Annotated in this window: 20 protein-coding genes; 13 read left to right on the top strand and 7 right to left on the bottom strand. The window is 62.2% G+C overall.

The window, feature by feature from the left end; all coding sequences use genetic code 11:
• Positions 1–39: 39 nt before the first annotated feature.
• The gene (locus GMST_RS13510) at positions 40–1,176 is read left to right on the top strand and encodes a tRNA-queuosine alpha-mannosyltransferase domain-containing protein (RefSeq protein WP_183355209.1); all 1,137 of its coding nucleotides are present in this window, start codon (positions 40–42) and stop codon (positions 1,174–1,176) included.
• A gap of 512 nt (positions 1,177–1,688) precedes the next feature.
• Here the strand turns inward: GMST_RS13510 and GMST_RS13505 are convergent.
• A complete protein-coding gene (locus GMST_RS13505; RefSeq protein ID WP_183355208.1) occupies positions 1,689–1,844 on the bottom strand; it encodes a TFIIB-type zinc ribbon-containing protein in 156 nt (51 codons plus the stop codon).
• A 598-nt stretch (positions 1,845–2,442) separates the two neighbouring features.
• Here GMST_RS13505 and amrS point away from each other — a divergent pair.
• The 7 genes from amrS to GMST_RS13470 all read left to right on the top strand — a co-directional run bounded on the left by amrS (position 2,443) and on the right by GMST_RS13470 (position 6,808).
• Positions 2,443–3,456: an AmmeMemoRadiSam system radical SAM enzyme gene (gene amrS / locus GMST_RS13500; RefSeq protein ID WP_183355207.1), complete on the top strand. Its 1,014-nt coding sequence runs from the start codon at positions 2,443–2,445 to the stop codon at positions 3,454–3,456.
• 86 nt (positions 3,457–3,542) lie between these two features.
• Positions 3,543–4,190 (top strand): lysophospholipid acyltransferase family protein, encoded by a 648-nt coding sequence (locus GMST_RS13495; protein ID WP_183355206.1) that lies wholly within the window; start codon positions 3,543–3,545, stop codon positions 4,188–4,190.
• Positions 4,187–4,624, top strand: coding sequence for a ribonuclease HI (rnhA, locus tag GMST_RS13490; RefSeq protein ID WP_183355205.1), 438 nt, complete (start codon positions 4,187–4,189; stop codon positions 4,622–4,624). The genes GMST_RS13495 and rnhA overlap by 4 nt, the downstream gene beginning before the upstream one ends.
• A 10-nt stretch (positions 4,625–4,634) precedes the next feature.
• Entirely contained in the window at positions 4,635–4,940 is a 306-nt protein-coding gene (locus GMST_RS13485) for an HNH endonuclease (RefSeq protein WP_183355204.1), read from the top strand.
• Between the two features lie 27 nt (positions 4,941–4,967).
• Positions 4,968–5,588: an HAD family hydrolase gene (locus GMST_RS13480; protein WP_183355203.1), complete on the top strand. Its 621-nt coding sequence runs from the start codon at positions 4,968–4,970 to the stop codon at positions 5,586–5,588.
• A gap of 179 nt (positions 5,589–5,767) precedes the next feature.
• Entirely contained in the window at positions 5,768–6,217 is a 450-nt protein-coding gene (locus GMST_RS13475) for a tetratricopeptide repeat protein (protein ID WP_183355202.1), read from the top strand.
• A 210-nt stretch (positions 6,218–6,427) separates the two neighbouring features.
• On the top strand, positions 6,428–6,808 hold the full coding sequence (locus tag GMST_RS13470; protein WP_183355201.1) for a VOC family protein: 381 nt from the start codon (positions 6,428–6,430) through the stop codon (positions 6,806–6,808).
• Between the two features lie 235 nt (positions 6,809–7,043).
• Here the strand turns inward: GMST_RS13470 and pfkA are convergent, their stop codons facing one another.
• Positions 7,044–8,003 (bottom strand): 6-phosphofructokinase, encoded by a 960-nt coding sequence (gene pfkA, locus GMST_RS13465; RefSeq protein ID WP_183355200.1) that lies wholly within the window; start codon positions 8,001–8,003, stop codon positions 7,044–7,046.
• Positions 8,004–8,194: 191 nt separating this feature from the next.
• Between pfkA and GMST_RS13460 the strand changes: the two genes are divergently transcribed.
• Positions 8,195–8,350 (top strand): hypothetical protein, encoded by a 156-nt coding sequence (locus tag GMST_RS13460; protein WP_183355199.1) that lies wholly within the window; start codon positions 8,195–8,197, stop codon positions 8,348–8,350.
• Positions 8,351–8,498: 148 nt separating this feature from the next.
• On the opposite strand, the gene GMST_RS13455 is transcribed toward GMST_RS13460, so the two are convergent.
• Both GMST_RS13455 and GMST_RS13450 read right to left on the bottom strand, forming a co-directional pair.
• Complete coding sequence (locus GMST_RS13455; protein WP_183355198.1) at positions 8,499–9,812, bottom strand: replication-associated recombination protein A; 1,314 nt, start codon at positions 9,810–9,812, stop codon at positions 8,499–8,501.
• Entirely contained in the window at positions 9,812–12,319 is a 2,508-nt protein-coding gene (locus GMST_RS13450) for a glycogen/starch/alpha-glucan phosphorylase (protein ID WP_183355197.1), read from the bottom strand. Before GMST_RS13450 ends, GMST_RS13455 begins: the two co-directional genes overlap by 1 nt.
• A gap of 137 nt (positions 12,320–12,456) precedes the next feature.
• Between GMST_RS13450 and GMST_RS13445 the strand changes: the two genes are divergently transcribed.
• The 4 genes from GMST_RS13445 to GMST_RS13430 all read left to right on the top strand — a co-directional run bounded on the left by GMST_RS13445 (position 12,457) and on the right by GMST_RS13430 (position 16,867).
• Entirely contained in the window at positions 12,457–13,323 is an 867-nt protein-coding gene (locus GMST_RS13445) for an NAD(+)/NADH kinase (protein ID WP_183355196.1), read from the top strand.
• The gene (gene recN / locus GMST_RS13440) at positions 13,323–14,987 is read left to right on the top strand and encodes a DNA repair protein RecN (protein WP_183355195.1); all 1,665 of its coding nucleotides are present in this window, start codon (positions 13,323–13,325) and stop codon (positions 14,985–14,987) included. The genes GMST_RS13445 and recN overlap by 1 nt, the downstream gene beginning before the upstream one ends.
• Positions 14,981–15,430 carry an N-acetyltransferase gene (locus GMST_RS13435; RefSeq protein WP_183355194.1) on the top strand — a complete coding sequence of 150 codons (450 nt, stop codon included), beginning with the start codon at positions 14,981–14,983 and terminating at the stop codon, positions 15,428–15,430. Before recN ends, GMST_RS13435 begins: the two co-directional genes overlap by 7 nt.
• 90 nt (positions 15,431–15,520) lie before the next feature.
• Positions 15,521–16,867 carry a TldD/PmbA family protein gene (locus tag GMST_RS13430; protein ID WP_183355193.1) on the top strand — a complete coding sequence of 449 codons (1,347 nt, stop codon included), beginning with the start codon at positions 15,521–15,523 and terminating at the stop codon, positions 16,865–16,867.
• A 15-nt stretch (positions 16,868–16,882) separates the two neighbouring features.
• Here GMST_RS13430 and GMST_RS13425 read toward each other — a convergent pair whose 3' ends face one another.
• The 3 genes from GMST_RS13425 to GMST_RS13415 form a co-directional block, all read right to left on the bottom strand.
• Positions 16,883–17,164, bottom strand: coding sequence for an ArsR/SmtB family transcription factor (locus GMST_RS13425; RefSeq protein WP_183355192.1), 282 nt, complete (start codon positions 17,162–17,164; stop codon positions 16,883–16,885).
• A gap of 177 nt (positions 17,165–17,341) precedes the next feature.
• Positions 17,342–18,322: an ABC transporter ATP-binding protein gene (locus tag GMST_RS13420; protein ID WP_183355191.1), complete on the bottom strand. Its 981-nt coding sequence runs from the start codon at positions 18,320–18,322 to the stop codon at positions 17,342–17,344.
• On the bottom strand, positions 18,319–19,281 hold the full coding sequence (locus GMST_RS13415; protein ID WP_183355190.1) for an ABC transporter ATP-binding protein: 963 nt from the start codon (positions 19,279–19,281) through the stop codon (positions 18,319–18,321). Before GMST_RS13415 ends, GMST_RS13420 begins: the two co-directional genes overlap by 4 nt.
• Between the last annotated feature and the right edge of the window lie 6 nt (positions 19,282–19,287).

The following is a 19,287-nucleotide window of genomic DNA, read 5'->3' as shown; positions in this document are numbered from 1 at the left end:
CGTCCCCGTACCACCCTTTCATCCCCAAAGGACCACCCGATGCGCATCGCCCTCGTCGAGCCCTACTGCACCGGTTCACACGCCGCCTGGCTCCACGAGTACGCCAGCCACAGCCGCCACCAGGTGGAGCTTTTCACGCTGCCGGGGCGCAACTGGAAGTGGCGCATGCACGGCGGCGCCGTGACCCTGGCGAACCGCTTCCTCGCGTCCGGTTCGCGTCCGGACCTCATCCTGGCGACGGACATGCTCGACCTGGGAACCTTTCTGGGGCTCACCCGCAGGGTTACGGGCAACTGCCCCAGCGCCATCTATTTCCACGAAAACCAGCTCACCTATCCCTGGTCCCCGGGGGACCCCGATCCCGGCAGCAAGCGCGACCTGCACTACGCCTTCCTCAACTACACGAGCGCCCTTGCGGCCGATGCCGTACTGTTCAACTCGCGCTACCACCGCGACAGTTTTCTGGGGGCGCTCCCCGGTTTCCTGCGCGCCTTTCCGGACCATAACGAGCCGCAGTCGGTGCAGGAACTGACCCTGAAAAGCCGGGTGCTGCCGCTGGGACTCGACCTCGGTAAGCTGGACCGACACCGCCCGGAACCATCCGGATCAGGAGTGCCGCTCATCTTGTGGAATCACCGTTGGGAGTACGACAAGAACCCCGAGGAGTTCTTTGCGGCGCTGTACCTGCTGGCCGAAGAGGGGCACGATTTCCAGGTGGCGGTCTTGGGAGAGTCGTTTGGCCGCGCCCCGGCGATCTTCGAGGAAGCTCGCAAGCGCCTGGGTCACCGGGTGGTCCAGTGGGGCTACCTGGAGAGCTTCGCGCAGTACGCGCACTGGCTGTGGCGCACGGATATCCTGCCGGTAACCTCCCGCCAGGAGTTCTTCGGAGCGAGCGTCGTGCAGGCGATGTACTGCGGCTGTCAGGCGCTGCTCCCTGAGCGATTGGCCTACCCTGAGCACGTTCCTCCTGCCGCGCGCTCCCAGGTGGTTTACGGGCTACAGGAGAACCTCGCGGATCGCTTGCGCGACCTGCTGGTTAACGGCACAGCGGCACCGGCTGGGCCCGCGGATTTCGTGTCACGCTACGACTGGAGCAGGCTGGCTCTTGTGTATGATTCCTTCCTCGAAGCACTCGCCACAAACCCTCGTCTGATCCCCGAAGTTCCCACCTGGTAGCCTCTTTTAGCTCTGCAGGCCTGCTTCGCTCCGTGCCGAGGGGCGAAAGGAGAGCGAGCAGCGTAGTGGTTCAATGATTTTTTTGGAGAATTGACGATATTTTTGGAGAATGTCGAAATCTTCTGGAGAATTAAGAATTTTCCTGGGGAAATTTAAAATTTGGTTGGAAAATTTCTCATTTCTCGAGAAATTTGACAAATTTTTTTGAAAACGAAGAAATCTCCCGGAGATTTGTTCATTTTCCAGGAAAATTGCAAATTTTAAAAAAAGTTTTGAAATTCTCCATGAGAATTTACAAATTCGCTGAAGCTTCGCCGCAACGGTGGGTGGAGAGATGCTTGTCTCAAGGGGAACGCATTCACCTTGGCCGCAAAGGAAGGCGCGCAGGGGAACAAAATAGCCTCGGGGATGTGCAAAACTGGGGTGATGAGGAGATGTCTGTTTGAAGGTAAGGTGGTAGGGTAGAGGTAAGGTGGTAGAGGAGGGGCGCCCGAAGGCGCCCCTTTTCCCGGTTAGGCTGCCGCCTGCTCGTTGATGGTGATGATTTCGTTGTACTTCTCCAGCCAGATCGTGCCGCACGAGGTGCACTCGAGCAGGTCTTTGGCGTAACCGTCGGAGTGCATGTCGATCTCGATACCTTTCTTGCTGTTACATTTCGGGCAATGCATGGTTTTTTCTCCTGTCACAGGGGTAATGGTAGGTTAAATATATAGAACAGGAATTGCACGTGCAAGTGTAATTTTTGCCGAAAAGTGACATAAAACAGCTGTTTACATGATTCGCTCTGCAGTCGATTTGAGCTTATATTTTATAACACGAAGGCTAAAACCGGATTTGTGACGCATTGGTCTGAGTGTAAGTAATTGTAATTCAAAACGTTGTCCGGAATAAAACGTAAGTATGTTTATTCTGATGACAAAACCGGGTGAGAAGAAGTCAAAACGCAACGCCGCAAAATTTTTTTTTGTCTGATCAAACCGAAACATTGGTTTGAATTCCTGTTTACCGAATGGTATCTTCACCAAGAGAAGGTAAGAGACTGTTCATCGGAATTTCCGGGACGTTAGATCCATTCGGGACGCGCTCACCAACCGGTCCGAGCCGCGTGATTTATTGCCGAGACAGTTCTCCCGCTACGGGTCCACCAATTTTGAGAGATGTTTGGTTTTGTCTCCACCTGCGGTGAGCCCGGCTGTAAATCACCTTTGGACAAGGTGGCGAGGAGCTTTCTGTTCTACATTGAGCGACTCGCTGGGAGTTTTTGCCATGAAAGAGGCCATGTTCTACGAAAGACTCGACGCCGGCAGGGTTCGCTGCGGATTGTGCCGTTTCCATTGTCTCATCGATCCGGGGAAGCGCGGGCATTGCCTGGTGCGTGAGAACCGGGATGGCACCCTCTGCTCCCTGGTGTACGGCCGGGCGGTCGCCGAACAGGTCGACCCGATCGAGAAAAAACCGCTTTTCCACCTGCTTCCCGGCAGCCGCACCTATTCGGTAGCCACCGTCGGGTGCAACTTTCGCTGCCAGCATTGCCAAAACTTCAGCATCTCGCAGCCGGAACCTACCCGGATTGAGAATTCCGGGAGTTACCTGCCCCCGGATGCTATCGTGGAAAGGGCGCTCAGCGCCGGGGGCGGCTCGATAGCCTATACCTACACCGAGCCGACCATCTTCTTTGAATATGCCTACGAAACAGCCAAGTTGGCGCATGCCGCCGGCTTGAAAAACATCTTCGTGACCAACGGCTACATCACCAATGAGGCGCTCGCCACCATCGCACCCTATCTGGACGCTGCCAACATCGACCTCAAGGGATTCACCAGGGAGTTCTACCGCGACGTGGTCGGAGCCGACCTCGACCAGGTGCTGGAGTGCATCCGCGAGTACCATCGGTTGGGCATCTGGTTGGAAATCACCACCCTCATCATCCCGCACCACAACGATTCCGAGGCGCAGTTGCGGGGCATTGCCGAGTTCATCGTAAATGAAATCGGACCGCAGACCCCTTGGCACGTCAGCCAGTTCTACCCGACCTTCCAACTAACCGATGAGCCGCGTACACCGGTGGGCACCCTGCGTGCCGCCAGGCGGATTGGCCAGGAGGCCGGGCTGCGCTACGTGTACGAAGGGAATGTCCCGGGCGAGGGGGGCGAGAACACGGTGTGCCCGTCCTGCGGCGGTCTGCTGATCAGGCGCTACGGATACCTCATCGAGAAAAACCTGCTACAGCGCGGCAAGTGCCCGGGCTGCGGCTCGCAGATCGAGGGGATCTGGGAGTGAGGGTGTAAACAGGTTGCCCCGCATCTCGACTTCATGGTATAGATTCCAGCTGACTTGCAATAAAATCCTGCCTTAAAGAGGTCGTCTTGAAGGTCTCTCTTGTGCGTCGCTTCTGGGTGACGTTTTCTGTCTGGGTAATCGGCTGTTATGCCTCGGGCCTCAACCGCTTCGCCGTGAAGGGAGTGGAGCAGATCCCTTCCAGCGGTGGGGTCCTGATCGCCTCCAACCACATCTCCGCCTACGATACCGTCTTTCTCCCCTGGGCCGTAATTCGGCACCACCCGCTGCAGATGCTCTGGGCCCCCGCCAAGGAGGAGCTCTTCCGTAACTGGTTTACCGGTACCCTGTACGGCTCCTGGGGCGCCTTTCCGGTAAAGCGCGGCCGCGACGTGCGCGCCGGCAAGCACATAAACGACCTGCTGCTCGATCAGAAGGTGATGCTCTTTCCCGAAGGGACCCGGCACAAGGACGGCGTGCTGGGGAAGGGGAACCGTGGTGTCGGCAAGATCATCTACGATACCAAACCGGTGGTGATCCCCACCGCGCTTGCCGGCATCAACAGGTGGCGGTTCCCGAGCCTGGGAGCCGAAGGATGCGTGAGCTTCGGGGCGCCGCTTAACTTCGAGGACCTCTTTGCGCTGCCGGACTGTAAAGAGACCCACCAACTGATTGTGGACCGGGTGATGCACGCCATTGCGGCTATGCTTCCCAACGAAGGGAGGATTGCCTCATGATGGTAGAGATCTTTTGCGACGGGGCCTGCAGCGGCAATCCCGGTGTTGGGGGGTACGGCAGCATCCTGCGCTGCGGCGGCAAGGAGAAGGAGCTCTCCGGGGCCGATGGGGCCACCACCAACAACCGGATGGAGATGAGCGCTGCCATTGCGGGCCTTGAGGCGCTGAACCGCCCGTGCGAGGTAGTGCTGACTACGGACTCCCAGTACCTGGTCAAGGGGATGACCGAATGGCTCCCGGGATGGCAGAAACGGGGCTGGGTGAACAGCAAAAAGGAGCCGGTGGTAAACCGCGACCTCTGGGAGCGCCTGGTGGAGCTGACCAAGGTGCACAAGGTGCGCTGGGTCTGGGTGCGCGGCCACAACGGCCACCCGGAGAACGAGCGCTGCGACGAGCTGGCGCGGGCCGCCATTGTAAATTTTCGCAACGGTTAGGGGGGACGTAGTGGATTACTTCATCGTCACCGCGACCGAGGAGGAGATCAAGCGGGAGCGCAACAAGGCGCGCGAGCTGCGCAAGAGCCAGTGGTGGAAGAACAGGGTCGCCAAGGGGATCTGCCACTACTGCCGCGGCAGTTTCCCGCCCGACGAACTCTCCATGGATCACATCGTCCCGGTCATCCGCGGCGGGACCAGTAGCCGCGGCAACGTGGTCCCCTGCTGCAAGGAATGCAACAACCGCAAGAAACACATGCTTCCCATCGAATGGGAAGAGTACCTGACCGCCCACGGCGGCACGGAGGAGAGCTAGATGCGCTTCTCCCGGAGAACCTGACCGGTGCTGAACGATATCAAGGCTGTAATCTACGACTGCGACGGCGTCCTCTTCGATTCTTTCGAGGCGAATCTCAACTTCTACGTACAGGTGATGGACCATTTCGGGATGCCCCCCCTGGACCGCAACGACCGCGAGACCATGCGGGTACTGCATACCTACTCCAACAAGGACGTGCTCGCCTACCTGTTCCAGGGTGACCCGCGTCTGGCCGAGGTGCGCCAGTTCTCCGCCTCACTCGACTACCGCAAGCTCTTCCCGCTCATGGTGGTGGAGGAGGGGCTGCGCGAAACGCTTACCGCCCTCAAGGGGCGCGTGGAACTTGCCGTCTGCACCAACCGGGCAAGCTCGATGGACCTGCTCCTCGAGTCGTTCGGCCTTACCGGCTTTTTCAGCTGTGTAATGACGGCCGCCAAGGTCGCCAACCCCAAGCCGCATCCGGAGCCGCTTTTCAAGGTGCTGGACCACTACGGCATCTCCGCCCGGCAGGCGCTCTTCGTTGGCGACTCCGAGGTGGACCGCCAAGCAGCCGAGGCGGCCGGGGTCCCCTTCGTTGCCTACCGGGGGGAGATGAAAGCCCTGGCCCGGATCGATCGTCATCCCGAGCTTTTGTCCCTTTTTTAAAAGGAGTACTTCAGTTTTTCCGGCGCCTGCCGGTCTCGTGCCTTAAATAGGGATTGAAATCGCTTCATAAGATGCCCTATTATCACAGACTGTAATAGCTCTGCCGCTTCGGGACCCGGCTGGTACCAGTCGATGCGGGAGATGTACCGAGTGCGGCTCTTTTGTGCAAGGGGGATGGCATGCAGGTTAATTCGGAAGAGGCTGTAAAGCTGTACGGTCGCGCCGTCGCTGCCCTGGATGCCGGCGAGACCTCATCGGCACTCGCCTTTTTAGAGCGGGCGCTGAAGATCTCCGACAACGCCTGCTGGTACTCGTACCTCGGCTACTGCATCGCCAAGGAACGGGGGCAGGTGAGGAAAGGGGCCGAACTGTGCGGCACCGCACTTCAGCAGGAACCTGAAAATCCCGCTCACTTTCTCAATCTCGCCAAGATCCACCTGGTTGCCGGCAAGAAGGATGAAGCCCTGCAGGCGCTGCGTGAAGGGATGTCCTGCGGGGGGAATTCCGAGATCGCTACCCTGCTGGAAAAGATCGGCACCCGCAAACCCCCGGTATTCTCCTTCCTGTCCCGCGATCACGCCCTGAACCGGGTGGCCGGTCTGGTGTTCGACCGCCTGAAGCTGCGCTGACTCTCCTTCCCCCTGAACCCGTTTCCCACCATCGGTCACATGAGTTTGCCCCCGCTGTTGCACCTTCCCCCCGGTTCCCCTTTCTGTCACCTCCTATCCGTAAAGCCAAACCGCTGAGATCCTTGCAATACCCTCGAGCCCCATTCCGTACCCTTGTCAGGCAATATAAAGTAAATATAATTAAAGCATTTCCGAGAGGGGAGGGGGAACATGACGGATCATTTCCGGGTTCAGGGTGCTTTCAGCTGGTTCGAGTTGACTACCACCGATGTTCATGCTGCGGAAGCCTTTTACAGCAGGCTCTTTGGCTGGAACACCGAACCCTGGGTCGGTGAGGGGGCCTACACGCTTATCAAGGTGGACGGCAAGGACGTGGGAGGCATGGTGGAAAACAGCGACCCGCAAGATCCGAGGCTGGGGTGGGGGATCTACGTCACGGTTACCGACGTGGATGAGACTGCTGCGCGGGTTCCCGAGTACGGCGGCACCGTGCTGGTTGAGCCGACGAACATCCCCAAGATCGGGCGTTACTGTGTGATCCGGGACCCGCTGGGGCACACGATAACCGCAATTACCTACAGCCGCAGCTAACAGGGCGGCATCAAGTAGAAACGAAAAAGGCGCGACCCTCGGGTACGCGCCTTTTCTGTTCTTGCGGGAATTTCAGGGAACGCCATCCACATGAGTCCCCTCTCTCCCTACGGGAGGGACAGGGTGAGGGGGAAGGTGCCACATCATTGCCGATGGCAGCTTCACCCACCCCCCAGCCCCCTCCCGTCAAGGGAGGGGGTGGTGTAGTTCCGGTTGTAGCTCGTGCGTTGACGTATCAAATCCCCAGGATCTGTGACATGCCGTGCAGATCGTCCTGCGGCCTTTTTTCGCTTACCACCACGGTCTCCAAGAGGGTTGGCACGATCGCGTTGCAGCAGAGCCCGACCATCTTCCCCTTGTCGCCCGAGAGCAGCAACTCGACCGCCGCATGCCCGAAACGGCTTCCCAGCAGCCGGTCGAAGACCGAGGGCGCACCGCCGCGCTGGTAGTGCCCGAGGACCGTGACCCGGGTCTCGAAGCCGATCGCGTCCTTGATGGTGTCGGCGATGTTCTGGGCCCGGCCGGCACCTTCGGCGAGGATGATGATGGCGTTACTGCGACCCTCCTCGTAGCGCTGGCGCAGCTGGTTGCACAGGTCGGTTATGTCGCACTCGATTTCCGGCACGATGGCGTATTCGGCGCCGGTTGCGATTGCCGCGGTGCCTGCCAGATAGCCTGAGTTTCTCCCCATCACCTCGATGACGAAGGCGCGGTCGTGGGAGCTTGCCGTGTCCTTGATGCAGTCGACGGCGTAGATGATGTTGTTGAGCGCGGTGTCCACCCCAAGTGCCATGTCGGTGAAGGCGATATCGTTGTCGATACTGGCCGGAATCCCCACCACCGGGACGCCCATGCGGTGCAGGGCAAGCGCACCGTTTAGGGAGCCGTCGCCGCCGATGACCACCAGTCCGTCGACCCCCAACTCTTCTAGGTGGCGCACCGCCTTTTCCCGTCCTAGGACCGTCCTGAACTCTTCGCTGCGCGCGGACTGCAGAAAGGTGCCGCCGCGGTGCAGAATCCCCGCAACGTCCTTGGTCCCCATTTCCAGGTACTCGCCCTTCAAAAGGCCGACGTACCCTTTACGGAACCCGACGACCTGCACCCCGTGGCTTAGTGCGGTGCGGGTGGCACTCCTTATGGCGGCGTTCATCCCCGAACAGTCGCCGCCGCTCGTGATTATCCCGATCTTCTTCATGTCTGCTCCGGATATGGTCTAGGAACACCAATACGGCGCTCCCGTGGGTCATTCCCTTTCAGGGCCAGATTGAATATATCATGGAGTCCTTGCTTTACAACAGCCCCGGGCAGGAAGTGTGGCTGAAATGTCCAATGATTCAAGATAATTAGAGAGCTGTAAGGTTAGCGGAGGAGGTCAGGACAGCTATCATGAAGGTCATCGTGGCGATCCTGAAAATTATTGCCGCCTTGATGAAATTCAGGATGGCGACCATGAGCTTCATCACGACGATGATAAAGCTCATGACGACGATGATGAGGCTCATCTCGACGGCGGAGGAAATCATCCTGCCGGCCCGGAGCTAGTTGCCTGGGTTTCCGAAGCTGAAGATGACGGCACCTCGTGCTAGCTACCCGACGGTGCGTCTGATTTTGTGCTGAAAAAGAAAAAGGGGCGGACATGAGTCGCCCCTTCGGGGGAAGCGTGAATGCTGCCGGGGAGGGGGGCAGCGGGTCAGCGCCCGGACCTTTCCTTCTCGGACTTGAGCCACTCCATGCGCTCCTTGATGCTCTTCTCGTAGCCGCTGGGCTTCGGCTCGTAGAAACGCCGCCCCTGCAACTGGTCGGGGAGGTAATCCTGCGCGGCCTTGCCGTCGTCGTAGTCGTGAGGGTAGAGATACCCTTGCCCGTACCCCAAGTTCTTCATGAGCTTGGTGGGGGCGTTCCTGATCTGCATCGGAACGGGGAGGGCGCCGCTTTTTCTCACCTCGGAGAGTGCCTGATTGATCCCCAGGTACGAGGCGTTCGATTTTGGTGCGGTGGCGAGGTAGGTGACCGCCTGTCCCAGGATGATGCGCCCTTCCGGCATGCCGACCAACTGAAAGGCCTGCAGGGCCGACACCGCCATCTGCAGCCCGCGCGGGTCGGCGTTACCGACGTCCTCGGAGGCGAAAATCACCATGCGGCGCAGGATGAAGATAGGGTCTTCTCCTGACTCGATCATGCGCGCCAGCCAGTACAGCGCGGCATCGGGGTCGGAGCCGCGCATCGACTTTATGAAGGCGGAGATCACGTTGTAGTGCTCCTCGCCCCCCTTGTCGTAGAGCAGCGCCTTCTTCTGCACGGCTTCCTGCACGGTTTCCGCGCTGATAACCCCTTCCAGGGCCAGGCGCGAGGCGGTCTCGAGGGTGTTGAGCGCCACGCGGGCGTCGCCGCCGGCCAAGGCCGCCACCTGCTGCAGGGCCTCCGGTGTCGCGCTCAGCTGCAGCTCGCCCAGGCCGCGCTCGGTGTCGGTCAAAGCCTGCTCCAGGATCTGCACCACCACCTCGTCGGCCAAGGGGTTGAGAACCAGCACCTTGCAGCGCGACAGCAGCGGCGCGATCACCTCGAAGGAGGGGTTCTCCGTGGTGGCGCCTATCATGGTGAAGGTGCCGCGCTCCACGTAGGGGAGGAAGGCGTCCTGCTGCGACTTGTTGAAGCGGTGGATCTCGTCGACGAAGAGGATGGTCCTTTTGCCGCGGTACTTGAGGGTGTCCTCGGCTTCCTTCACCACCTCCCGGATCTCCTTGATCCCGGACATAATGGCGGAGAAGAAGATGAAGTGGCTCTCGGTGGCATTGGCGATGACGCGACCGAGGGTGGTCTTGCCGGAGCCCGGCGGGCCCCAGAAGATGAGCGAGGTGAGGCGGTCGGTTTCGATGAGGCGGCGCAGCATCTTCCCCGGGCCGAGCAGGTGCTCCTGTCCCAGGTACTCGGCAAGCGAGCGCGGGCGCATGCGCTCCGCCAGGGGGGCGACTTCGGTGTGGACGGCGCTGAAGAGATCGGTCATCAGTGCCTCTGCAACTCGACGGCACCCGGGCGGATGTCCAGCGGCTTGATGCCCCAGATCTCCCGGGCGTACTCTTCGATGGTCCGGTCGCTGGAGAATTTACCCATGCCGGCGCTGTTCAGGATGGCGCGGCGCGTCCACTCGTCCTGGTTCAGGAAGAGCTCGCTTACCTGCTCCTGGCACTTCACGTACGAGGCGTAGTCGGCCAAAAGCATGTAGTGGTCGCCAAGGTTCAAGAGGGAATCGGTGATGGGGTGGAACAGGTCGGGGGCTCCAGGTGAGAAGAAGCCGGAAGATATCATGTCCAAAACGCGTCTAAGCTCCAGGTTGCTGTTGTAGTATTCCTTTGGGTTGTAGCCGCGGTTTTTCAGCTCGGCCACCTCGGCCGCGGTGAGCCCGAAGATGAAGATGTTGTCCCGGCCGACCTCTTCCATGATCTCGATGTTGGCGCCGTCCAGGGTGCCGATGGTGAGCGCGCCGTTCAAGGCGAACTTCATGTTGCCGGTGCCGGATGCCTCGGTCCCGGCAGTGGAGATCTGCTCGGAGAGATCCGAAGCCGGGAAGATCTTCTCGGCGAGCGACACCCCGTAGTTGGCCAGGAAGACCACCTTGATCCGGCCGGCCACGTCCGGGTCGCGGTTCACCACCTCGGCGACCGCGGTGATGAGCCGGATGATCAGCTTGGCGATGGAGTAGGAGGGGGCGGCCTTGCCGGCGAAGATGAAGGTGCGCGGCACCACGCGGGCCTGCGGGTTGTCCTTGATACGGTTGAAGAGCGTGATGATGTGCAGGACGTTCAAGAGCTGGCGCTTGTACTCGTGGATCCTTTTCACCTGTACGTCGAACATCGAGTCCGGATCGACCACGAGGCCGCTGTGCTTCAGGATATAGGTGCAGAGCGCTTCCTTGTTGGCGCGCTTCACCTGTTTCCAGCGCTCCTTGAATTCCGGGTCGCCGGCTACCGCGCGCAGCTTCTCCAGCTCGAAAAGGTCGCGGGTCCAGGCGTCGCCGATGTACTCGTCGATCAGCCCGGAGAGCTGCGGGTTGGACATCTTGAGCCAGCGCCTTTGGGTGATGCCGTTGGTCTTGTTGTTGAAGCGCTCCGGGTACATCTCGTAGAAATCGCGAAATAGCTCGTTTTTCAGGATCTCGGAGTGCAGGGCCGCCACGCCGTTCACCGAGTGGCTCCCGACGATCGCCAGGTGCGCCATGCGGATCTTGCGCTCCCAGTGCTCCTCGACGATGGACATGCGCGCGACGCGTTCCGGGTCGTCCGGGAAGCGGGCCTGGATGTCCTTGATGAAGCGGTCGTTGATGTCGTAGATGATCTGCAGATGCCGCGGCAGGATCTGCTCGAAGAACCAGACCGGCCACTGCTCCAAGGCCTCGGGGAGGATGGTGTGGTTGGTGTAGCCGAAGACCTTCCGGGTGATCTCCCAGGCCTCGTCGAAGCTTAAGCTGTTCAGGTCGATGAGCACCCGTATCAGCTCCGGGATGGCGAGCGCGGGGTGCGTGTCGTTCAACTGGATGGCTACCTTGTCGGGGAGGAGCTTCAGGTCGTTGTGCTTCTTCTTGAAGCGGTACAGGACGTCGTGCACCGTTGCCGAGGCGAGGAAGTACTCCTGCTTGAAGCGCAGCTCCTTCCCCTCGATGACGTTGTCGGCGGGGTAGAGGACCTTCGAGATGGTCTCGGACTGCATCTTCTTTTCCACCGCGCGGATGTAGTTTCCCTCGTTGAAGAACTTGAGGTCGAACTCGCGGCTCGACTTGGCGCTCCAAAGCCTCAGGGTGTTGACCGAGTGGGTCTGGTAGCCGGGGATCGGGGTGTCGTAGGCCATGGCCATGACGTCTTCGGTGTCCACCCACTCGCGCACCAGCTGTCCCTGCGAATTGATGGTGGTGATGACCCGGCCGTAGAACTTGACGGTGTGCAGGTGCTCCTGGCGGTCCAGCTCCCAGGGGTTTCGGTAGCGCAGCCAGTTGTCGGGGATCTCGAGCTGGGCGCCGTCCACGATGTGCTGCCGGAAGATGCCGTACTCGTAGCGGATGCCGTAGCCGTAGGCGGGAATGGACATGGTGGCCATGGAATCGAGGAAGCAGGCGGCGAGGCGCCCCAGGCCGCCGTTGCCGAGACCAGCGTCCTGCTCCTCGGCGAGGATCGCCTCGAAATCGTACCCCAGCGAGGTGATCGCCTCTTTGAAGTCCTCGTACATCCCAAGGTTGATCAGGCTGTTGCCCAGGGCGCGCCCCATCAGGAACTCCATGGAGATGTAGTAGACCCTCTTGTCGTCGGAATTGTAGTAGGCCTGCTGGGTGTCCAGCCAGCGCTCCACCAGGTGGTCGCGGACCGCGTAGGCCAGGGCGTTGAAACCGTCGTACTTGGTCGCGGAGTACTTGTCCTTGCCCAGGGTGTATTCGAGGTGCTCCAGGAAGGATTTGATGATGGCCATTTCCTGGTCGAGCTGTTCGACGATCCCGTTGGATTCTTCTATGACCGGTTCATTCATTAGTCACCCTGTTCCCAGCCCGATTGCACCGGCTGGGACCCCTCCCCGCGAGGCCGCGCCAGATCTAGTTTCCATTGGACATGGTACAACTTATATGCTAGTAAATCCTAGATTACAATACAAGTAAAGGGGGTCTGATGAAAAAAATCGCCATCATAGCGAAAGTGCACGACCCCCGTTGCCTGGGCGTTGCCGAGGAACTGATCGACTGGCTGACCCAGCGCGAAATCGTCCCCCGGGTGGAGGAACACCTCTCCAAGCAGCTCAGGCATCCGGGGTTGGCCGAGAGCGCCGAGAGCTCCGAGGTGGCCACCGGCGCCGACCTGGTGGTGGTGCTCGGGGGCGACGGGACGCTCATCGCCGCCTGCCGCATGGTCGGCTCGCGCGAGGTCCCCATCCTGGGGGTCAACCTCGGGAGCCTCGGCTTTCTCACCGAGATCACGCTGGACGAGATGTATCCGGCCATGGAGCGCTGCCTCGCGGGCGACTTCGAGCTGAGCCAGCGCATGATGCTGTTGGCCCAGGTGCTGCGCGGCGGCGAGCAGATCGAGCGGCACCGCGTCTTGAACGACGTGGTCATCAACAAGGGGGCCCTGGCGCGCATCGTGGACATGGAGACCTCCGTGGACGGGCGTCATCTGACCACCTTCAAGGCCGACGGCCTGATCATTTCCACGCCGACCGGATCGACCGGCTACTCGCTCTCCGCCAACGGGCCGATCATCCACCCGGCGCTGAACTGCATCTCGATCACCCCTATCTGCCCGCACACCCTCACCAACCGCCCGCTGGTGGTGGGGGCCGACGCGAGCATCGCCATCCGCATCGACGCCCAGGAGGACGAGGCGGTGTTCCTGACCCTGGACGGCCAGGTCGGCGTGAAGCTTATCTGCGGCGACCAGGTGCACATCAAGAAGTCCGACCATGTGGCCCGCCTGGTCCAGTCGCGCAGCAAGGACTACTTCTCCGTGCTCCGGGCCAAGCTGAAGTGGGGGGAGCGCTAGTGCTGAGAGAACTGCAGATCAGCAATCTCGCCATCATCGACAAGCTGCACGTCGAGTTTCAGCCCGGGCTCAACATACTGACCGGCGAAACAGGTGCCGGCAAATCGATCATCATCGATGCGGTGAACCTGATCCTGGGGGGGCGGGCGAGCTCCGAGCTGATCCGCTCCGGTGCCGAGGAGGCCTCGGTGGAGGCGCTCTTCGACCTGACCGAGCGCCCCGAACTGGCGAAGAGCCTCGCGGCAAGCGGGATCGAGTGCGACGGGGAACTCCTGGTGCGCCGGGTGGTCTCCCGCGGCGGCAAGAACCGTGTCTTCATCTCCGGGGGGCTCGCGACCACCACCATGCTCGCCGAACTCTCCCGCGGCCTCATCAACATCTACGGCCAGCACGACTCCCAGACCCTTTTGAAGATCGACCAGCACCTGCGGCTTCTGGACGGCTTTGCCGGCTGCCTCAAGCTGCGCGAGGAGTTCCAGTCGCGCTTCGAGGCGTACCAGAAGGCGAGGGCGGAGCTCGAGGCGCTGGAACAGGGGGAGCGCGAGGCTGCGCGCCGCCTGGACCTGCTCTCCTTCCAGAACGAGGAGATCGCCTCAGCGAAGCTCTACGCCGGCGAGGAGGAAGAGCTCGCCGAGGAGCGCGGGCGCCTGGCGCACGGCGAGAAGCTCCTCGCTGCAAGCCAGCAGGCTTTCGACGCCCTCTACGGCGACGATGCAGCACTTCTTGGGAGGCTGCGCCGGGTGATCGGGAGCGTGTCCGAGGCGAGCGCCATTGACCGCAACCTGGCTCCTGTCTGCGAGAACCTCGAGGGGGCCTTCGCGCAACTGGAGGACGCCTCGCTCACCCTGCGCGACTACGCGGCAGGGGTGGAGGCGGACCCCGGGAGGCTCGAGCAGCTGGACGACCGGATCGACGCCATCAACAAGTTGAAGCGCAAGTACGGCGCGGACATCGCGGAGATCCTTTCCTACCAGGAGGGGATCGCAGCCGAGCTCGCCGGCCTCACCGGGCGGGAGCAGGCCCGCGACCACCTCAGCGCGGAGATCGAGGCCCTGAAGGACGAGCTGGCCCGGCTCGGGAAGCGTTTGAGCGAGGAGCGGCACAAGGGTGCGGCGGCCCTCAAGACGGGGATGGAGCGCGAGCTTGGCGAGCTCGCCATGAAGCACGCCGTGTTCGAGACCAGCTTCGAGGCGCTCACGGAGCCGCGCTCCTACGGTTTCGAGCGGGCCGAGTTCCTCTTCTCGCCCAACCCCGGCGAGCCGCCGAGGCCACTGGCCAAGGTAGCCTCCGGCGGCGAGCTCTCCAGGCTCATGCTGGCCTTGAAGCAGCTCCACCCCGAGAGCGAGGTGCCGACGCTCATCTTCGACGAGGTCGACACCGGCATCGGCGGCGCCACCTCGGCGCTGGTCGGGGTCAAACTGAAAAAAGTGGCAGGAGCGCAGCAGGTGCTCGCCATCACCCATCTCCCCCAGGTGGCGGCCTTCGCGGACCAGCACCTGCGGGTCGAAAAGGCGGTCACCGACGGCCGCACTTCCACCTGTGTCCAGCGCCTGGAAGGCGAGGGGAGGGTGGCAGAAGTAGCACGGATGTTGGGCGGGGCGAAGATAACCGAGAAGACCCTGGAGCACGCCCGGGAATTGATTCAGGAGGCAGCAACATGTTGAGAAAGGCAAAAATCAGCGACGTAAAAGACATCCAGAAACTGCTCACCAACTACGCGAGCCGCGGCGAGATGCTCTCCCGCTCGCTTTCCGAACTCTACGACGCGATACGGGATTTCTACATCTGGGAAGAGGACGGGCGGGTGCTCGGGGCCTCGGCCCTGCACATCGTCTGGGAGGACCTGGCCGAGGTGCGCTCGGTGGCGGTCGCCGAGGACGCCGGGCGCCGCGGCATCGGCAGCCAGGTGGTGGGCGCCTGTCTCGAGGAGGCCCGCGTAATCGGCCTCAAGCGCGTCTTCTGCCTGACCTACAAGCCGGACTTCTTCGCCAAGTTCGGCTTCAAGGTGGTGGACAAGTCGGAATTGCCGCACAAGGTGTGGGGCGACTGCATCAAGTGCGTGAAGTTCCCCGACTGCGACGAGATCGCCATGATCTTGGACCTGTAGCAGCGGACCTCCCCCCAAAAACATAGTGATCGGTCCGACCAGTCCGATCGGCCGGATCGGTCCGATCATCTGAAACCAACAAGAGGCACCATGACCGACCTCACCCCTTACGCCAACCAGGTAGCCGCGCTGCTCGAGGCACGCCATCCCGATGCCTTCGAGATCATGCTGACCCGCTCCCGCGACCTTGCAGTCGAGGCGCGCAACGGCCAGCTCGACACCTTCCGCTGCGCGGAACCCTTCGGCGTCGCGGTGCGGGTCAAGGTCGGGTCGGGGCTGGGGTTCTCCTTTTCCACCTCGTTCGATGAGGCCGCCCTGAAGCAGATGGTGGAGGGGGCGGTGGTGGGGGCCACCATGCAGACCCCCGACCCCTTCTGCGTGCTACCGGCGCCGCTGCCGGGGGGGTACCCGGTGCTCCCCCATTTGTACGATCCCGCCTTCTTTGCGACGCCGGACCAGGAAAAGGTGGAGCGCGCCCTCGAACTGGAACGCCGGGTGCTGGCGCAGGACCCGCGGGTGAAACGGGTACGCAAGTGCAGCTACAGCGAATCGGTCTACCAGGTGCTGATTCAGAACTCGCTCGGGGTCGCGGCGCAGTACCAGGGGACCCAGCTGAGCCTGAGCGCCTCGGCGGTTGCCGAAGCCGAGGGCGGCGCACAGATGGGGTGGGACTTCGCTTTCTCGCACCGCCTGGACGGCGTGGACCCGGAAAAGGTGGCGGCCGGCGCCGCCGGCAAGGCGGTCGCACTTTTGGGGGCACGCCCGTTTGCCACCATGCGCTGCCCGGTGGTGCTGGACCGGCACGTGGCCGCGCAGCTCCTCGAGGTACTCGCGGGTTCCTTCCTGGGTGAAAACGTGCACAAGGGGAAGTCGAGGCTGGCCGGGCGCACCGGCGAGCGGATCTTCTCGGAGCAGGTCAGCGTGCGCGACAACGGCCTGCTGGAAAACGGGATGGGGAGCGCCCCGTGCGACGGGGAAGGGGTGCCACAGCAGGATACCGCGCTGGTGACCTCAGGCATTTTGCAGGGCTTTCTCTACGACAGCTACTGGGGGATCCGCCTGGGGGCCGCTTCTACCGGCAACTCGGTGCGCGGCGGGGTCAAGGGCCCTCCGCGGCTTGCCGCGCACAACCTGCACCTTCAGCCGGGGAGGAGCACCCCGGAAGAGCTGCGCGCCGGAATTGGGCGCGGCGTCCTGATTACCGACGTGCTCGGCATGCATACCGCCAACGCCATCTCCGGCGATTTTTCGGTGGGGGCAACCGGATACTACCTGGAGGGTGGGGAACTCGTGCACCCCGTCAAGGGGATCGCCATCGCCGGCAACCTGTTCGAGCTCTTCAACAACGTGGAACTGGTGGCTGACGACCTGCGCTTCTTCGGTTCGGTCGGCTCGCCTTCGCTCAGGATCGGCGAGCTCGATGTGAGTGGCTCCTGAGGCCGGTCAAGCTCCTTAGGGCTGGTCCAGGATCTCGATGAGCCTGCGGGCGAAGGGGCTCACCACCGCGTAGTGCACCTCGACCCCGTCCCGGGTCCCTTCGATGATCCCCTTGTTCTTCAAAAGCGCCAGGTGCTGCGATACCGTGGCCTGCGGCAACCCCAGACACTCCCAGATGTGCTTCACGTTGCACTCCTTGGTGCAGAGCCCCGCCACTATCTTGAGCCGGATCGGATGCCCGAGCACCTTGAGCATCTCCGCTTCCTTAGTGAAATCCTTCGTCTTGTCAAATGCCAAATCTCTTTCCTCCGCTTCAATGTGATCCTGGCGCCGGTGCGGGATCGGACCTCAGGGTGCGATTTTCCACCTTTTCGCCCGAACCCGCGGGGCCTTGCCCCGGAACGGGTCGCTGCCACCCCCCGTTGTTCTTGATTATCTATATGTAGTATGAAAGCTATCTTGTCAATGGAAAAGCTATCGCTGTGAGCGATAGATCTCTTTACTAAAATGACAGGCCGCCCAGTGCCCCGGCTCCTTCTCCTCCAGGGGAGGGGGATCGCTGGCGCAGACCGGCTTGGCGTAGGGACAACGGGTGTGGAACGGGCACCCCGACGGCGGTGCCAGCGGCGAGGGGAGCTCGCCACGGGCGATGACCCGGCGCTCCTTGCCCCCGTCGATCCGCGGGATCGCGCTCAAGAGCACCTCGGTGTAGGGGTGCAGGAGCCGGTCGAGCACCGCCTCGCGGCTGCCGGTCTCCACGATGCGCCCCAGGTACATGATGGCGACCCGGTCGCTTAGGTGTCTGAGCACCGACAGGTCGTGGGTGATGAACAAAAAGCCGAGGCCGAGCTCCGCCTTGAGATCCTGCAGGAGGTTGATGATCTGGGCCTGGATCGAGAGGTCCAGCGCCGAGACCGGCTCGTCGGCGATGATGAGCCGCGGCGCGACCGCGAGGGCGCGGGCGATGCCGATCCGCTGGCGCTGCCCGCCGGAGAACTCGTGGGGAAAACGCTGCAGGTGGTCCGGCGCAAGCCCCACCCGGGTCGCCAGGCTCGCCACCCGGTCGCGCCGCTCGGCGGGGGTGCCGATGCCGTGGATCGCCAGCGGCTCGCCGATGATCTCCGCCACCCGCATCCTCGGGTTGAGCGAGGAGAAGGGGTCCTGGAAGATCATCTGGACCTCCTTGCGAAAGCGCGCCGTCCCGGCGGCATCGAGGGAGGCGAGGTCCTTGCCGTCGAAGCTGATCGACCCGGAACTTGCGGGGATCAGTCCGGTGAGGAGTCGGGCCACGGTCGACTTGCCGCAGCCGGACTCGCCGGCGAGCCCCAGGGTCTCCCCCGGGTAGAGCTCGAGGTCGATCCCGGCCACCGCGGTAAGGATGCGCTTGGGCTCGAAGGGGCCTGCCTGCACCGGGAACTGTTTGACCAGGTTGTGCGCGCTCAAAAGGGGCTTCATGGTGCCATCAGGCAGCGGACCTGGTGTCCGGGGCCTGCCTCCTTCATGCCGGGTTGGTGGGTCGCGCAGCGTTCCTCGCAGATCGGGCAGCGCTCGCGGAAGGGACAGCCGGCGAATTCCTTTTTCAGGTCCGGCACGCTCCCCGCGATGGTCGCCAGACGTTCCCCGGGCTTCGCCTTCTCGGGGAGCGAGGCCAAAAGGCCGCGGGTGTAGGGGTGCAGCGGATTTGCGAAGAGCTCGGCGGTCGGGGCCATTTCCACGATCTGGCCGGCGTACATGATGGCGGTGCGGTGGGCCCGCTCGGCCACGATCCCCAGGTTGTGGGTGATCAGGATGAGCCCCATCCCGGTCTCCTCCTTGAGCCGGTCCAAAAGCTCGAGGATCTGGGCCTGGATGGTGACGTCGAGGGCGGTGGTCGGCTCGTCGGCGATGACCAGCTCCGGCCGGCAGGTGAGGGCCATGGCGATCATCACGCGCTGGCGCATCCCCCCGGAGAGCTGGTGCGGGTAGTCCTTGAGGCGCTCCCGGGGGGCCGGGATCCCGACCAACGAGAGCATGGTCACCGCCTCGGCCTCGGCCTTCTCCTTGGAGAGCCCGCGGTGGATGCGCAGCCCTTCGGCGATCTGGTTCCCGATGGTGAACACCGGGTTCAGGGAGGTCATGGGGTCCTGGAACACCATGGCGATCCGGTTGCCGCGCACGTTGCGCATCTGGTCCTCGGGGAGTTGCAAGAGGTCGACCCCCTTGAAGCGGATGCTCCCCGAGACGATGCGCCCCGGCGGAGGCACCAGGCGTATGATGGAGGCGGCGGTCATGCTCTTGCCGCACCCCGATTCGCCCACCAGTGCCAGGGTTTCCCCGGCCTCGAGGGTCAGGTCGACCCCTTCGACCGCCCTCAGCTCCCCCCCGGGGAGGTTGAAGCGGGTGCTCAGTCCCGATATTTCCAGTAGCGCTGCCACGAGTAC

The sequence above is a fragment of the Geomonas silvestris genome (genome assembly GCF_014193515.1).
Classification (GTDB): Bacteria; Desulfobacterota; Desulfuromonadia; order Geobacterales; family Geobacteraceae; genus Geomonas; species Geomonas silvestris.
The sequence above is the reverse complement of the archived record's forward strand: the minus strand, read 5'-3'. Positions and strand labels throughout refer to the sequence as shown.

Coding starts and splice junctions, on each gene's coding strand:
- amrS (WP_183355207.1), top strand. CDS start 2,443: ATGAAAGAGGCCATGTTCTACGAAAGACTCGACGCCGGCAGGGTTCGC.
- GMST_RS13510 (WP_183355209.1), top strand. CDS start 40: ATGCGCATCGCCCTCGTCGAGCCCTACTGCACCGGTTCACACGCCGCC.
- GMST_RS13435 (WP_183355194.1), top strand. CDS start 14,981: ATGTTGAGAAAGGCAAAAATCAGCGACGTAAAAGACATCCAGAAACTG.
- GMST_RS13475 (WP_183355202.1), top strand. CDS start 5,768: ATGCAGGTTAATTCGGAAGAGGCTGTAAAGCTGTACGGTCGCGCCGTC.
- GMST_RS13460 (WP_183355199.1), top strand. CDS start 8,195: ATGAAGGTCATCGTGGCGATCCTGAAAATTATTGCCGCCTTGATGAAA.
- GMST_RS13505 (WP_183355208.1), bottom strand. CDS start 1,844: ATGCATTGCCCGAAATGTAACAGCAAGAAAGGTATCGAGATCGACATG.
- rnhA (WP_183355205.1), top strand. CDS start 4,187: ATGATGGTAGAGATCTTTTGCGACGGGGCCTGCAGCGGCAATCCCGGT.
- GMST_RS13430 (WP_183355193.1), top strand. CDS start 15,521: ATGACCGACCTCACCCCTTACGCCAACCAGGTAGCCGCGCTGCTCGAG.
- pfkA (WP_183355200.1), bottom strand. CDS start 8,003: ATGAAGAAGATCGGGATAATCACGAGCGGCGGCGACTGTTCGGGGATG.
- GMST_RS13420 (WP_183355191.1), bottom strand. CDS start 18,322: ATGAAGCCCCTTTTGAGCGCGCACAACCTGGTCAAACAGTTCCCGGTG.
- GMST_RS13450 (WP_183355197.1), bottom strand. CDS start 12,319: ATGAATGAACCGGTCATAGAAGAATCCAACGGGATCGTCGAACAGCTC.
- GMST_RS13445 (WP_183355196.1), top strand. CDS start 12,457: ATGAAAAAAATCGCCATCATAGCGAAAGTGCACGACCCCCGTTGCCTG.
- GMST_RS13455 (WP_183355198.1), bottom strand. CDS start 9,812: ATGACCGATCTCTTCAGCGCCGTCCACACCGAAGTCGCCCCCCTGGCG.
- GMST_RS13470 (WP_183355201.1), top strand. CDS start 6,428: ATGACGGATCATTTCCGGGTTCAGGGTGCTTTCAGCTGGTTCGAGTTG.